We start from the raw sequence: 14,172 nt of genomic DNA, 5'->3' as shown, positions 1-14,172 counted from the left end.
GAGCAACGGGTTGCCCTGCGAACTTCTAACAATCTGGAGGCGACGATGAAGATCCGGTATTTCTTGATGGCGTTCCTGGCCCCGCTCGTCACATTGCTGACGCATGCGGCCATCACCGGGGTCAACCCGATGACCACCCTCGACAACATGGCGACGGCCGTCGCCGAAGCCATGGCCGATCCGCTCCCGCTGCAGGGGCCGGGCCTCGGCAATCTCACCTACACGTCGGCCGAGCTGTTCAAGCCGGTGTCGGTGATCACCAGCCCCAACCACCCGCTCGATCCGGCGCACAGCAGCGCCTACGAATCGCGCGAGGTGCCCGCCACGTACCCGGGCCGCAAGGACTACGGCATGAACGCGGGCATCATGATCAACGGCTACTTCCTCACCTCGTTCGCGCCGGACAGCGGCCTCGGCCCGGGCGGCTTCCTGCTGTACGACGTGTCGAATCCGCGCCAGATCCAGCTGGTCAAGAAGATCTACGAGCCCGAGGCCCGCACCAAGGAGTTCCGCGAAACGCATTCCTTCGGCACCGCGAAGATCGGCGGCAAGACCTACGTGGTGCTGCCCAGCATCAACGGTGTGGAGTTCTGGGACTTCACCGACATCAATGACATCAAGCAGGTGAAGAAGCTGGCGCTGCCCGGCGTCAACTCCGGCGACTATGAGAACGTCGCCTGGCAGCTCTGGTGGCAGGCGCCCTACCTGTACGTGGCCTCGGCGGGCCGCGGCATGTTCATCGTCGACGCCACCGACCCCGCGAACGCCGTGGTTGCGAACCGCGGCGCCGGCAAGCCCAACCCGGTGCCCACGGGCGAACTCGGCAACTTCCGGATCGGCCCGATTTTCACCATGGGCAACCACATGGTGCTGACGGCGATGGAAAGCAACGGCGGGTTCGCGAGCCTGGACATTTCCGACCCGCTCAACCCCAAGGTGCTCGATTCCATCGTGGGCACCACGCCGTTCTACTACGCCACCTGTTTCGACGGCAAGAGCCTGCACGTCTCGACGCGCGGCGGCGGCGCCAAGATGTACAGCTACGACCTGGGCGACCGCTCGCGCTTCGTGGCCGAGGACAACCGGCTGGTCATCGACGAGCAGCTGTACTGCGCCACGCAGGACAACTACGTCATCCAGGGCGCGCAGACGCGCATCCACAAGGTCGACGTGAGCAACCCGCTGAACCACGTGGAGGTGGGCCGCGGCAGCATCCTTCGCGAGGACGACCCGAACTTCTCGCATTCGGACAACGGCCAGGTCGCGATGTTCGGCAACCTCGTCTTCGTGGGCAACGACCACGGCTCGGGCAGCGGCTTCATCGTGCATGCGGTGGACCCCGACATCACCAAGCCTGAAGTGAAACAGGTGTCGCCGGCCAACGGCGCGAAGCAGCAGGCGCTCACCTCGCGCATCGGCGTCGGCATGACCGACAGCATCCGCCCCGAGAGCGTCAACGCCAACACCTTCGTCGTGCGCGCGGTGGGCGGCAACACGCTCGCGGGCACCTACAGCGTGCAGCTTGGCATCATCAACTTCCACCCCGAGCAGCCGCTGCAACCGGGCACCAGCTACGAGGTGTTCCTGCCCGCCAATGGCGTGAAGGACTATGCGGGCAACGCCATCGGCGTCGACTTCAAGTCGGTCTTCAACACCGGCAACGCGACCGACATCAACCTGCAGCACTACTGGACGCTGGCCGGCAACCTCTCCGACCAGATCGGCAGCAACAACGGCACGCCGGCCTCGGGCGATGCGTTCGAGAGCATCGGCATGAACTTTGCGGCGCGCACCGCCGGCGTGCCGCTGAAGAACGACACCGTGGCCACCGTGCTCGGCGGCACCGCCTCGCTGAGCTTCTACATGAAGACCACGCAGGCCGGCAGTGCCAACCCGTGGACCGCGCCCGGCATCTTCGGGCGCGACCAGGCCAGCGGTGCGGACGACGTGTTCTGGGGCTGGATCGACGGCAGCGGCTTCATGAACCTCTCGGTGGCCAACAAGGCCACCAACAACCCCGGCACCCGCTCGCAGGCGGCCGTGAACGACGGCAACTGGCATCACGTGGTGATGACCCGCGACGCGGCATCGGGCGCGCAGACCATGTACGTGGACGGCGTGAAGACCACCTCCACCGGCCTCACCGGCACCAAGGGGCTCGCGAACAAGTTCCAGGTCATGGGCCAGATCCAGGGCAACACCGATCTGTTCAAGGGCACGCTGGCGGAGGTGCGCGTGTACAGCCGCGTGCTCACCGACAGCGAGGTGACCACGCTGCGCGGCCAGGCCGTCATCGGCGACCCGGGCATCGGCGGCGGGCCGAAGATCGTCAACGGCCAGTTGGTGTTCGACCCCGCCACGCTCGGCAGCAGCGGTGCGCAGTTCCGCTGGAACTTCGGCGACGGCACGCAGACGGCCTACTCCACCCAGCCGCGCTACACCTACACCTACACGCGGCCGGGCCACTACACCGTGACGCTGACGGTGCGCGACGCGAGCGGACGCGAGACCTTCTACACCTACAACCTCACGGTGATCGTCCCGGTCACGGCGCGGGCGCCCACGCACACCACCAACATCGCGGGCGATGCGAATTCGGTCTACTCGGTCAACCCCGACAGCGGAACGGTCGCCGCCATCGACGCGCAGACCCTGGCCAAGCGCTGGGAAGTGCGCGTGGGCGACGAGCCGAAGACGCTGGCCGTGGGCCCCGATGGGCGCATCTGGGTCACGGTGCAGGGCGAGGACAAGCTGGTGGCGCTCAGCGCGGCCGACGGCAGCCTCGCGGCCACCGTGCCGCTGGCCTACGGCAGCGGCCCCTACGGCGTGGCCTTCACGCCCGACGGCACGAAGGGCCTGCTGACGCTGGAGAGCAAGTCGGTGCTGATGAGCTTCGACCCGAGCAACGGCGCCACCACCGGCGCGGTTGCGCTCGAAGGCAGCCTGCGCGGCATCGCGGTGAGTTCGGACGCACAGGTGGCGTATGTCACGCGCTTCAAGTCGAAGATGACCGGCGGCCAGCTGCACAAGGTGAACCTGCAGAGCATGAGCGCCATGACCGCCATCGCGCTGCCGGTGGACACCACCACGGTGGACACCGAGAGCCGTGCGCGCGGCGTGGCCAACTACCTGAGCCAGGTGGTGATCTCGCCCGACGGCCGACGCGCGGTGCTGCCTTCGAAGAAGGACAACATCGTGCGCGGCAAGTTCAGGGACGGCAACAACCTGCTGCACGACCAGACGGTGCGCTCCATCCTCTCGCAGGTCAACTTGCAGAGCGCCGCGGAAGTGTTCGACGAGCAGATCGACTTCGACGACCGCGCACCCGCGCGCGCCGCGCTGTTCTCTCCATCGGGCGACTACCTGTTCGTGGCGCAGATGGAAGGCAACCGCGTGGCCATCGTCGACCCCTACAGCCGCGCGGTTCGCGGCGAGATCAACGCCAGCAGCGCGCCGCACGGCCTGTACCTGGACGCGGCACGCAAGCGGCTGTTCGTCAACAACTTCCTGGCGCGCTCGGTGTCGGTGCACGACGTGGCCCTGGTGCTGAGCTCGGAGACCAATGCCGCAACCTTCCTGCAGAACGTGTCGACCGTGGCGCAGGAGCCGATGGCGGCCGCGGCCTTGCGCGGCAAGCAGGTGTTCTACAACGCCTCCGACCGGCGCATGAGCAAGGACAACTACATCTCGTGCGCGAGCTGCCATGCCGATGGCGGCGACGACGGCATGGTGTGGGACTTCACGCAGCGCGGCGAAGGCCTCCGACGCACCATCAGCCTCATGGGCAAGCGCGGCGCGGGCCACGGCAAGATGCACTGGACCGCCAACTTCGACGAGGTGCAGGATTTCGAGAACGACATCCGCAACGAGTTCGGCGGAACGGGCTTCCTGAGCAATGCCGACTTCGCGGCCACGTCCGATCCGTTGGGCACGCCCAAGGCCGGCAAGAACGCGCAGCTGGACGACCTTGCGGCCTACCTGAGTTCGCTGAACAAGTACATGCGCAGCCCGGCGCGCGCGGCGGACGGCAGCCTGAGCGTGGAGGCGGTGCGGGGCCAGACCGTGTTCAACACGGCGCAGTGCGCCACCTGCCACACCGGCGGCACCTTCCGCGACGGGCTCAGGCATGACGTGGGCACGATCCAGCTTTCCTCCGGCAAGGGCATCAACCAGCCGCTGGCAGGCCTGGGGTTCGACACGCCCACGCTCTCGGGCACCTGGAACACCACGGCTTTCTTCCACAACGGGCAGGCGGCCACCTTGCAGGACGTGCTGAGCGGCGGCCACGGCAACGCGTCGAGCTTGCCGGCAACGGATGTGGTGGCGCTGCGCGAGTACGTGCGATCGCTGGACACGGCCCCGGCCGTGGTCACGCGCCTGCGCTCGGACCTGAACCCCACGATGTGCGTGAACATCAAGGGAGCGCTCACTACCAGCGGCACCACGGCTGTGCAGTGGCCCTGCGGCAACGCGGCCAACGAGAAGTTCACGGTGAACAGCGTCACCGGCGGCTACGTGCAGTTCGTGGCCGAGCACAGCGGGCTGTGCCTGGCGCAGAACGGCACGGCGACCACCAATGCGCCCGTGGTGCAGGTGGCCTGCTCGGCCGGCAACACGGCGCAGTGGAGCCTGGTGGGCGGAAGCATCCGCAACCGCGCCTCGGGCTCGTGCCTGGACGTGCCGGGCGGCGCGACGGCGCAGGACACCGCGCTCATCACCTGGACCTGCAACGGCGGCACGAACCAGAACTGGACCCAACTCCCCTGACGCCCTGACGCGCTGACGCTCCCCTGAAAAGCCGGCCGCCTTTCGCGGCCGGCTTTTTTTCGCTTTGCCGATGACCTCCGGCGTCATGGACCGCACGCACCCGCTTTGAGAAAGTACCTCCATCGATCAACCAACCAGGAGAAAACACCATGACCGGCTTCAACATTCTTCCGCTTGCAGTGGCCCTGCTGATCGGCATCGCGGCGCTCGGTTCCTGCCTGGGCATTGCGCTCGTCGGCCAGAAGTTTCTCGAAAGCAGTGCGCGCCAGCCCGAGATGATCGACGCGCTGCAGACCAAGTTCTTTCTGGTGGCGGGCGTGACCGACGGCGCGTTCATCATTGCAACCGGCATCGGCCTGTGGTTTGCCACGGCCAGCCCCTTCGGCTGAGGCGAGCCGCGCACCAGGAAGTGACACGATTCACTGGCACCATTCGTGCTAGCACCGTTGACACCGAATTGTTTATGGTTAAAGTATTTAGCTATCAACGGTTCGATGTTCCTGGCACCGCATGGCGCGGTGCCGGTGCATCGTTTCACCCTTCCTTTGCCCGGAGAACCCATGAGCCACCCGTCCCCGAAGTTGCCCGCGCTGCCGCGCACCCTGCTTTCGTTGCTGCTCTGCGGTGCAGCCCTTGGCGGTGCGGCCTCCGCCATGGCCGCGCCCGTCAAGGTGGGCCTGGCACTCGACATTTCGGGCCCCTTTGCGGCGTTGGGCGCCGAGGCGCGCGACGGCTTTGCGCTCGGCATCAAGCAACTGGGCGGCAAGCTCGGCGGACAAGACGTGGAGTTTGTGCAGGCCGACATGGCCGGCAGCCCCGACCAGGCCAAGCAGCTGGTCGACCGCATGGTCCAGCGCGACAAGATCGATATTTTCAGCGGTCCCATCGGCTCGAACGTGGCGCTGGCCGTCGGCCCGACGCTGTTCAACGCCAAGGTGCCGTACCTTTCGGCCAATGCCGGCCCGAGCCAGTTTGCGGGCGCCCAGTGCAATGCGTTCTTCTTCGGCACCGCCTACCAGAACGACCAGTTCCATGAGGCTGCCGGCAAGTTCGCGCAGGACCGCGGCTTCAAGAAGACGGTGCTGATTGCGCCGAACTATCCCGCCGGCAAGGACGCACTCGGCGGCTTCAAGCGCCAGTTCAAGGGCCAGGTGGCCGACGAGCTCTACACCAAGCTCGGCCAGATCGACTACGCGGCCGAGCTCGCGCAGCTGCGCGCGGCCAAGCCCGACTCCATCTACTTCTTCCTGCCCGGCGCAATGGGCATCAACTTCATCAAGCAGTTCGTGGGCGCGGGCCTTTCGAAGGACATCACGCTCGTGACCAGCGGCTTCTCGGCCGACGAAGATGTGATCGGCGCCGTGGGCGAACCGATGCTCGGCCTGTTCAACACCTCGCACTGGGCGCACGACCTGGACAACGCGGCCAACAAGGCCTTCGTGGCCGCCTTCCGCAAGGAATACAACGGCCGCTATCCGTCGGTGTATGCGGCGCAGGCGTATGACGCCATTCTTGCAATGGACGCCGCCGTGAAGCAGGCCGGCGGCAACGCGCAGAACCGCGAAGCCGTGGTGGCCGCACTGAAGAAGGCCAACTACGCCTCGACGCGCGGCAACTTCAAATATGCGAACAATCACTTTCCGATCGAGAACTTCTATCTGCGCGTGATCGGCAAGGATGCACAGGGCAAGATCACGAACAAGCTGATCAACACCGTTCTCACGAACTACGGCGACTCGTACGCCGACAAGTGCCCCCTCAAGTGAGCGGCATTCTTGTTCTCGAGCAGCTGCTCAATGGCCTCGGCTATGGGCTGATGCTGTTCCTGCTGGCGGCGGGGCTCACGCTGGTGTTCGGCATCATGGACGTGCTGAACCTGGCGCACGGCTCGCTCTTCATGTCGGGCGCGTATGTGGCGGCAGAGGCGCACACGCGCACCGGTTCGTTCACCGCGGCCATCGTCATTGCGGTGGCGGTGACGGTGGTGGTGGCGCTGCTGCTCGAAGTGCTGCTGATGCGGCGCCTCTACACACGCGACCACCTGGCGCAAGTGCTCGCGACCTTCGGCGTGATCCTGGTGGCGGACGACATCGTCAAGATGGCGTGGGGGCCGTCTCCCGTGATGGCACCGACGCCGGCCGCGCTGTCGGGGCCGATCGAGCTGGTAGACGGCCTGCCCTACCCCGCGTATCGCCTCGTGATCCTGGCCGGCGGGCTGCTGGTGGCGCTCGCGCTCTATCTGCTGGTCAACCACACGCGCATCGGCATGCGGGTGCGCGCGGGCGCTTCCGACCGGCCGATGGCCGAGTTGATGGGCGTGCGCGTGGGCCGCATCTTCAACGGCGTGTTCCTGCTCGGCGCGGCGTTGGCTGCACTGGCCGGCGCGCTGATGGGCCCCATCGTCGCGGTGCAGGTGGGCATGGGCGAAGCCATCCTGATTCCGGCGCTGGTGGTGCTGGTGATCGGCGGCATCGGCTCGGTGCGCGGCGCCTTCGTGGCCGCATTGCTGGTGGGCGTGGTCGACACCATCGGCCGCGCCTTCGTGCCGATGCTTCTGCGCGCCACGCTGCCGCCAGCCACCGCGGCCGACCTGGGGCCGCTGTTCGCCGAAGTCGCGATGTACGCGCTGATGGTGGTCGTCCTCATCTTCCGGCCCTCCGGCCTTTTCTCGGCGCGGTCGTGAAATGAAGTCTTCCTCACGCTATATCGGACTCGGGCTGCTCTTTGTGCTGCTCGCGGCGTTTCCGCTGGTCGCACCGCTGCTCGGGCTCGACTTCTACATCGGCTTTGTGCGGCGCGTGCTCGTGGTGGCGCTCGCGGCCGCGAGCCTCAATTTCATCCTCGGCTTCGGCGGCATGGTGGCGCTCGGGCATGCGGGCTTCATCGGCATGGGCGCATACACGGTGGTGGCGCTCAGCGATGCGGGCGTGATGTCGGCCTGGGTGATGTGGCCGCTGGCAGCGCTGGTCGCCGGTGTGGTTGCGGCGCTGATCGGCACGGTCGCGCTGCGCACGCGCGGCGTGTACTTCATCATGACCACGCTGGCCTTTGCGCAGATGCTGTACTTCGTGGTGGTGTCGCTGCGGCGCTATGGCGGCGACGACGGCTACACGCTGATGAGCCGGCCTACGCTGCTGCCCGGGCTCGACCTGGGCAACGAGTCGAACTTCTATTGGGTGGTGCTGGTCATCGTGGCGCTGGCGCTCTGGTGGCTGCAGCGCGCAACGCAGTCGCGCTTCGGCCATGCGCTCATGGGCATTCGCGACAACGAGACGCGCATGCGGGCGCTGGGCTACCCGGTGTTCCGGCTGCAGCTGGTGGCCTTCACGATTGCCGGCGCCATTGCGGGGCTGGCGGGCGCGCTGCTTGCGGGCGGCAACGGGTTCGTGAGCCCGGCGACGATGCACTGGACGCAGTCGGCCACGCTGCTCGTCATGGTGGTGATCGGCGGGCTGGGGCGCAGCTGGGGCGGGCCCGTGGGTGCCATCGTGTGGCTGCTGCTCGAAGAATTTTTGAAGCAGCACACGGAGCATTGGCACATGCCGCTTGGGTTGCTGTTGATTGCTGTTGCGCTGTGGGCGCCTAAAGGGCTTGCTGCACTCTACAAGCGCCGCTTGCCCCTCACCCCAACCCTCTCCCCAGAGGGGCGAGGGAGTAAAGCATGAGCCTTTTCAGAATCGAAGGGTTGGTCAAGCGCTTTGGCGGCTTGCTCGCAACCGACCATGTGAACCTGACCGTAGAGCGCGGCGAAGTGCATGCGCTCATCGGGCCCAACGGCGCCGGCAAGACCACGCTGGTCAACCTGATCACCGGACTGCTCAAGGCCGATGCCGGGCGCATCCTGCTCGACGAGAAGGACATCACCGGCTTCAAGGACCACCAGCGCGTGGCGGCCGGCATGTCGCGCTGCTTCCAGGTAACGCGGGTGTTTGCCAAGGAAACCGTGCACGACAACCTGATGCTCGCGGCGCAGGCCCATGCGGGCAGCAGCCTGCGCTTCATGGCACCGCGTGCGAACGAGCGCGCCCTGGTGGAACGCGCCGTAACGCTTGCCGAACGCGTCGGCCTTGGCGCCGAACGCCAACGCATCGCGGGCACCCTGCCGCACGGCGCGCAGCGCGCGCTCGACGTGGCGCTGGCGCTTGCGGCCGAGCCCAAGCTGCTGCTGCTCGACGAGCCGATGGCCGGCATGGGCCCTGACGAATCGGCACGCATGGTGGAGCTGATCGAATCGCTTCGCGAGTCGATGGCCATCCTGCTGATCGAGCACGACATGGATGCGGTGTTCCGCCTGGCCGACCGGCTCACGGTGCTGGTGCAAGGCCGGGTGCTGATGAGCGGCACCGCCGACGAAGTGCGCGGGCACCCCGACGTGCAGGCGGTGTATCTCGGTACGGAAGCGGAGGGACACGCATGAACGCGGCCACCACATTGCTCGACGCGAAATCCGTCGAGGCCGGCTACGGTGCCAGCCAGGTGCTGTTCGGTATCGACCTGAAGATCGGCGCGGGCGAAGTGCTCGCGCTGCTCGGCCGCAACGGCATGGGCAAGAGCACGCTGCTGAAGGTGCTGACGGGCACGCTCGCGCCGATGCGCGGCAGCGTGCACTTCGGCGGCGATGCCATCGGCGGCCACAAGCCAGACGCCATCGCCCGGCGCGGCGTGGCCATCGTGCCCGAGGGGCGGCATGTGTTTCCGAACCTCAGCGTCGACGAGCACCTGCGCGCCTTCGCACGCCCCCGGCCGGGCAGCGCACCGCGCTGGACGGTCGATGCGCTGTACGCCCTGTTTCCGCGTCTCGCGGAGCGCAAGGCCAATGCGGGCAACCAGCTTTCGGGCGGCGAGCAGCAGATGCTGGCAATTGCCCGCGCGCTCTCCACGCATCCGCGCCTGTTGATCCTCGACGAGGCCACCGAGGGCCTTGCACCGGTGATCCGCGAGGAAATCTGGCACTGCATTGCCACGCTCAAGGCCGAAGGCGAGGCGATCCTGGTGGTCGACAAGTACGTGCAGCGCCTGCTGCCGCTGGCCGACCGCCATGTGATCCTGGAGCGCGGACGCGTGGTGTGGCAGGGCGACTCGGCCGCGCTCGACGCCGACCGTTCGCTCTGGACGCGCTACCTGGGCGTGTAGATTTCGGTTCGCTACAGCGGACGGCGCGCCAGGAAGTTGGCCCACGTCACGTTGTCGCGGCCGATCCACTGGCTGCTCCACTGCGTGTGCAAGCCCGCCGCTGCAAGCGCTTCGGCGAACCGGTCCTTCGCCCAGTACACGGTGTGATAGTCGTCGTTCGTCTCGCCTTCGCCGATGCGCATGGCCACCAGGAAGACGCCGCCGGGCTCGAGTGCGTTGAACACCTTGCGCAGGACTGGCGCGATCTGCTCGCGATCGACATGGATCAGCACGCACATCGCGACGACTGCGCTATACGGCCCGCCCAGCGCATCCGTGACGACATTTAGCAGCTCGCCCTTCTTGCCGCGTTCCGCCTGCAGGTCGAGAAACGCCTGGACCGCATCGGTGCGCCTGACGACACCGCCCAGTGCCTCGACGAAGTCGGCGTCCTGCCCCGATCCGGAACCGATCTCGAGCACGGCGCCGCCGGCGGGTATGAGCTGCATCATCCGGCGGAGCGCATCCTCGATTTCGGGCGGCCGGTGGCCTGCCACGATCGCGTTGTATTCGCGGGCCGCCCCTTCGTAGGACTCGATGGTGCGGCGCATGTTCTTCAGCGCAGGGTCGGGAATGGTCATGGGAGCCTTTCCGCGCGGCGGTTGCTGCTCATTCGGGCGCCGCGTCGAGCCTCAGGATAAGGTCTCGGCTGGCCTGGTTGAGCCCGGTCACGTTCACCACGCTGCCATGCTTGCGCAGTCGCTCGACCACCTTGTTGAGCGCGGCCACAGCGGTCACGTCCCAGAAGTGCGCTTGCGACACATCGATGTGCACGGGTGCGCCGTCGATCTCGCGCACGTCGAAGGCATCGACCAGCATGTCGGCCGAGGCAAAGAACACCTGGCCGCTCACGCGATAGACGCGCGGGCCGCCTTCATCGACGTCTTCTGCATGCACGTGCAGCAGGCGCGCGACCTTGAAGGTGAAGAACACGCCGCTCAGCATCACGCCGGTGGCCACGCCCGCGGCCAGGTTGTCGGTGGCGACAGTGACCGCCACCGTCGCGAGCATGACGGCGCTGGACATGCGCGGGTGGCGCACCAGCGTGCGCAGAGAACCCCAATCGAAGGTGGAGGCCGACACCATGACCATGATGGCCACCAGCGCCGCCACCGGCACTTGCGACACCCAGGGCTTGAGCAGCACCATGAGGATCAGCAGGAAGACGCCCGCGAACAGCGTGGACAACCGGCCGCGCCCACCGTAGCGCACGTTGCTCACGGTCTGGCCGATCATTCCGCAGCCTGCGATGCCGCCGAAGAAGCTTGCCGCGACATTGGCAACGCCCAGGCCGCTGCATTCGCGGTTCTTGGAGCTCGGCGTGTCGGTAAGGTCGTCCACCACGCTGGCGGTCATCATCGATTCGAGCAGCCCGACCATCGCGATAGCAAAGGCCGGCAGCGCGATGATGCGCAGCGTATCGAGCGACATGGGCACCGAGAGCCACGCAAAGGCGGGCAGCGCGTCGGGCAACTGGCCGAGGTCCGCCACGGTCTTGAGCGGCAAACCCAGCCAGTGGCCCACGAGCGTGACCACCACGATGCACACCAGCGGCGAGGGCACGGCGGTGGTGATACGCGGCAGCAGGTAGATGATGGCAAGCCCCAGCCCCACCATGGCCCAGGTGGCCGTGTTGGCGCCGATGAAGTGCGGCATTTGCGCCGCGAAGATCAGGATGGCCAACGCGTTGACGAAGCCCGTGCGCACCGACGTGGAAACGAAGCGCATCAGCACGCCGAGCCGCAGCAGGCCGAACACGATCTGCATGGCCCCGGCCAGCACGCCGGCGGCCAGCAGGTAGGGCAGGCCGTGCGCATGCACCAGCGGTGCGGCCACAAGCGCCACCGACCCTGCCGCAGCAGAGACCATGGCGGGCCGGCCTCCGGTAAAGGCAATGACGATGCTGATGATGAACGAAGCAAACAGCCCGACGGCCGGATCGACCCCGGCAACGAACGAAAAAGCGATGACTTCGGGAATGAGGGCGAAGGTGGCGACGGCACCGGCCATCAGTTCGCGCGGAATGCTCGGGAACCATTCGGCTCGCAAGCGGCTGTGTGGAGAAGACATGAGTGGAGAGCGGCCCGCGCGCGGCGACAAGAAAGGCCGCGCCACGCCTCACGGGCAGATGCTCTCGATTGTAGGTAGCGCCTCGGGCGCCCGCCCCCAGGGCGCTTACACCGAGCGCGTGATGCCGCCGTCTACGCGCAGGTTCTGCCCGGTGATGTAGCCCGCACCTTCCGATGCGAGAAAGCCGATGACGGCGGCAATCTCGCTGCTCTTGCCGTAGCGGCCCATTGGAATGCGCGAGCGGAACTCGGGCTTCTCGGGCAAGCTGTCGATGAAGCCCGGCAGCACGTTGTTCATGCGCACATTTTGTGCGGCGTATTTATCGGCAAAGAGCTTGGTAAAGGCCGCGAGGCCCGCGCGGAACACGCCCGAGGTCGGAAACACGGGGTCGGGCTCGAAGGCGGCGAAGGTCGAGATGTTGATGATGGTGCCGCCGCCCTGCTTGACCATGAGCGGCGCGACAAGGCGGCTCGGGCGCACCGCGCTCAGCAGGTAGACATCCATTCCCCTGTGCCAGTCTTCATCGGTGATGTCGAGAATGGGCGCGCGGGGACCGTGGCCCGCGCTGTTGACCAGCACATCGACGCGGCCCCATTCTTCAGTGACCTTGTCGACCAATCGCTTCAGGTCGTCGTTCGACTGGTTGGAGCCAGTCACGCCAATGCCACCAAGCTCTGCGGCAAGCGCCTCGCCCTTTCCCGATGATGAGAGGATGGCGACGCGAAAGCCGTCGTCCGCAAGTTTGCGCGCTGCGGCGGCGCCCATGCCGCTGCCGCCGGCGGTGACTATGGCTACTTTTTTGAGTGCTTCGGGAGACATGCTGGGTCCTTGGTTCGTTTCTTTTGAGAGGCGTATTTAGCCAAGGATTCGGGGCATTTGCATGGGCTGGGTTCTTTGTTCAGGACGCTGTTGTTCAGGGCTTGTGCAAAGGCCACCGGGTACTCCCCTCCGCGAATGTCCCCCGGGCTTCGCCCTCCTCCTTTATTTCGCTGCGCGGAGCACCCGATGCCCTGTGCACTTGGGCACGCTCGTGGTGTACCGCTGATCAACCACCGCTCTGGATGACGCACCCGCTGGCGGGGTGCCTTGCGCAGCGAAATAAAGGAGGAGGCCGCAGGCCGGGGGACATTCGCGGAGAAAGGTACCCCGTCGGCGGGTGCGCGCCCTGAACAACAGCGTCTCAGCGCTTGACCCGCAGCATCCCCTCTTGCGCCGTAGAAGCCACAAGCCGTCCGTCCCGGGAATACAAGCTGCCGCGGCACAAGCCCCGCGCGCCGCTGGCGCTCGGCGAGTCGAGTACGTAGAGCAGCCAGTCGTCCATGCGGAAATCGCGGTGGAACCACATGGCGTGGTCGAGGCTTGCGGGGCGTACCTGGCCGCTCATGAAACTCAGGCCGTGCGGCAGCATGGCGGCGCGCAGCAGGCCGTGGTCGGAGGCATAGGCGAGCAGCGCGCGGTGCACCACGGGGTTGTCGGGCAGCGGTGCAATGGCGCGCATCCAGATCGCGCTTTCGGACGGGCGAACTTCCGGCGTCAGCAGGTCGTCGGCCTCCACGCGGCGGTATTCGATGCCGTGCGGCTCCAGGCCCTTGATGCGCCAGCGCTCGGGCAACCGGTCGCCGAGCGCGATGCGCCGGTCGAGCTCGCTCACCAGGCCTTCGGGGCCTTGCACCGTTGGCATGGTGAACTGGTGTTCGACGCCGTCGTCCACCGTCTGGAATGACGCCGACATCTCGAAAATGATGCGCTCCTGCTGTCGCGCCACCACGTGCCGCGTGGTGAAGCTGCGGCCGTCGCGCACACGGTCCACGCTGTATTCGATGGGCGCATGCTCGCCGGGCAGCAGGAAGTAGGCGTGCATCGAATGCACCGGCCGGTCGGCGCCGACCGTGAGGCTTGCGGCTGCCAGCGATTGGCCGAGCACCTGGCCGCCGAACACAGCGGGCGTGCCGATGTCTTCGCTCTGGGCCAGGAATTTGTCGCCGCCCAGCGGCTCTAGCTGCATGAGCGCGACGAGTTCGTCGACAAGGCGGGCGGCGGTGGCGGGGTCGGTGGTCATCGGAAGAAAAGGCTGCAAGCGTCAGCAAAAAGAATCAACCCGCAACCATAGCAAAGGCCGGGCCCGCGGGCTGTCGCGGGCCGGTCAGCGCCAGCCGGCCCGGC

At 66.7% G+C, this 14,172-nt stretch carries 11 protein-coding genes; 7 read left to right on the top strand and 4 right to left on the bottom strand.

Annotated elements, in window-relative coordinates; translation table 11 throughout:
* Positions 1 to 45: 45 nt before the first annotated feature.
* From V9L21_RS06620 to V9L21_RS06590, 7 genes are all read left to right on the top strand, one after another.
* On the top strand, positions 46 to 4,767 hold the full coding sequence (locus V9L21_RS06620) for a LamG-like jellyroll fold domain-containing protein (protein ID WP_337310233.1): 4,722 nt from the start codon (positions 46 to 48) through the stop codon (positions 4,765 to 4,767).
* Between the two features lie 149 nt (positions 4,768 to 4,916).
* Positions 4,917 to 5,156 (top strand): F0F1 ATP synthase subunit C, encoded by a 240-nt coding sequence (atpE, locus tag V9L21_RS06615; RefSeq protein WP_157611649.1) that lies wholly within the window; start codon positions 4,917 to 4,919, stop codon positions 5,154 to 5,156.
* Between the two features lie 171 nt (positions 5,157 to 5,327).
* Entirely contained in the window at positions 5,328 to 6,533 is a 1,206-nt protein-coding gene (locus V9L21_RS06610) for an ABC transporter substrate-binding protein (RefSeq protein ID WP_337310231.1), read from the top strand.
* On the top strand, positions 6,530 to 7,450 hold the full coding sequence (locus tag V9L21_RS06605) for a branched-chain amino acid ABC transporter permease (protein ID WP_258503584.1): 921 nt from the start codon (positions 6,530 to 6,532) through the stop codon (positions 7,448 to 7,450). The genes V9L21_RS06610 and V9L21_RS06605 overlap by 4 nt, the downstream gene beginning before the upstream one ends.
* 1 nt (position 7,451) lies before the next feature.
* On the top strand, positions 7,452 to 8,432 hold the full coding sequence (locus V9L21_RS06600) for a branched-chain amino acid ABC transporter permease (RefSeq protein WP_337310228.1): 981 nt from the start codon (positions 7,452 to 7,454) through the stop codon (positions 8,430 to 8,432).
* Positions 8,429 to 9,184 carry an ABC transporter ATP-binding protein gene (locus V9L21_RS06595; RefSeq protein WP_337310226.1) on the top strand — a complete coding sequence of 252 codons (756 nt, stop codon included), beginning with the start codon at positions 8,429 to 8,431 and terminating at the stop codon, positions 9,182 to 9,184. The genes V9L21_RS06600 and V9L21_RS06595 overlap by 4 nt, the downstream gene beginning before the upstream one ends.
* The gene (locus V9L21_RS06590) at positions 9,181 to 9,900 is read left to right on the top strand and encodes an ABC transporter ATP-binding protein (protein ID WP_258503580.1); all 720 of its coding nucleotides are present in this window, start codon (positions 9,181 to 9,183) and stop codon (positions 9,898 to 9,900) included. Before V9L21_RS06595 ends, V9L21_RS06590 begins: the two co-directional genes overlap by 4 nt.
* Before the next feature lie 11 nt (positions 9,901 to 9,911).
* On the opposite strand, the gene V9L21_RS06585 is transcribed toward V9L21_RS06590, so the two are convergent.
* From V9L21_RS06585 to V9L21_RS06570, 4 genes are all read right to left on the bottom strand, one after another.
* On the bottom strand, positions 9,912 to 10,520 hold the full coding sequence (locus V9L21_RS06585) for a class I SAM-dependent methyltransferase (protein ID WP_337310222.1): 609 nt from the start codon (positions 10,518 to 10,520) through the stop codon (positions 9,912 to 9,914).
* 28 nt (positions 10,521 to 10,548) lie between these two features.
* Positions 10,549 to 12,009: a SulP family inorganic anion transporter gene (locus V9L21_RS06580; protein WP_337310220.1), complete on the bottom strand. Its 1,461-nt coding sequence runs from the start codon at positions 12,007 to 12,009 to the stop codon at positions 10,549 to 10,551.
* A 105-nt stretch (positions 12,010 to 12,114) separates the two neighbouring features.
* On the bottom strand, positions 12,115 to 12,828 hold the full coding sequence (locus V9L21_RS06575; RefSeq protein ID WP_337310218.1) for an SDR family oxidoreductase: 714 nt from the start codon (positions 12,826 to 12,828) through the stop codon (positions 12,115 to 12,117).
* Positions 12,829 to 13,189: 361 nt separating this feature from the next.
* Entirely contained in the window at positions 13,190 to 14,068 is an 879-nt protein-coding gene (locus V9L21_RS06570) for an acyl-CoA thioesterase (RefSeq protein ID WP_337310216.1), read from the bottom strand.
* Between the last annotated feature and the right edge of the window lie 104 nt (positions 14,069 to 14,172).

The sequence above is a fragment of the Variovorax sp. CCNWLW235 genome (assembly GCF_037204085.1).
Classification (GTDB): Bacteria; Pseudomonadota; Gammaproteobacteria; order Burkholderiales; family Burkholderiaceae_C; genus Variovorax.
This window is presented reverse-complemented; position numbering and strand designations above follow the sequence as displayed.

Bases quoted from the DNA above. Each gene is read 5' to 3' on its own strand.
- V9L21_RS06620 (WP_337310233.1), top strand. From the start codon at position 46: ATGAAGATCCGGTATTTCTTGATGGCGTTCCTGGCCCCGCTCGTCACA.
- atpE (WP_157611649.1), top strand. From the start codon at position 4,917: ATGACCGGCTTCAACATTCTTCCGCTTGCAGTGGCCCTGCTGATCGGC.
- V9L21_RS06610 (WP_337310231.1), top strand. From the start codon at position 5,328: ATGAGCCACCCGTCCCCGAAGTTGCCCGCGCTGCCGCGCACCCTGCTT.
- V9L21_RS06600 (WP_337310228.1), top strand. From the start codon at position 7,452: ATGAAGTCTTCCTCACGCTATATCGGACTCGGGCTGCTCTTTGTGCTG.
- V9L21_RS06595 (WP_337310226.1), top strand. From the start codon at position 8,429: ATGAGCCTTTTCAGAATCGAAGGGTTGGTCAAGCGCTTTGGCGGCTTG.
- V9L21_RS06590 (WP_258503580.1), top strand. From the start codon at position 9,181: ATGAACGCGGCCACCACATTGCTCGACGCGAAATCCGTCGAGGCCGGC.
- V9L21_RS06585 (WP_337310222.1), bottom strand. From the start codon at position 10,520: ATGACCATTCCCGACCCTGCGCTGAAGAACATGCGCCGCACCATCGAG.
- V9L21_RS06580 (WP_337310220.1), bottom strand. From the start codon at position 12,009: ATGTCTTCTCCACACAGCCGCTTGCGAGCCGAATGGTTCCCGAGCATT.
- V9L21_RS06575 (WP_337310218.1), bottom strand. From the start codon at position 12,828: ATGTCTCCCGAAGCACTCAAAAAAGTAGCCATAGTCACCGCCGGCGGC.
- V9L21_RS06570 (WP_337310216.1), bottom strand. From the start codon at position 14,068: ATGACCACCGACCCCGCCACCGCCGCCCGCCTTGTCGACGAACTCGTC.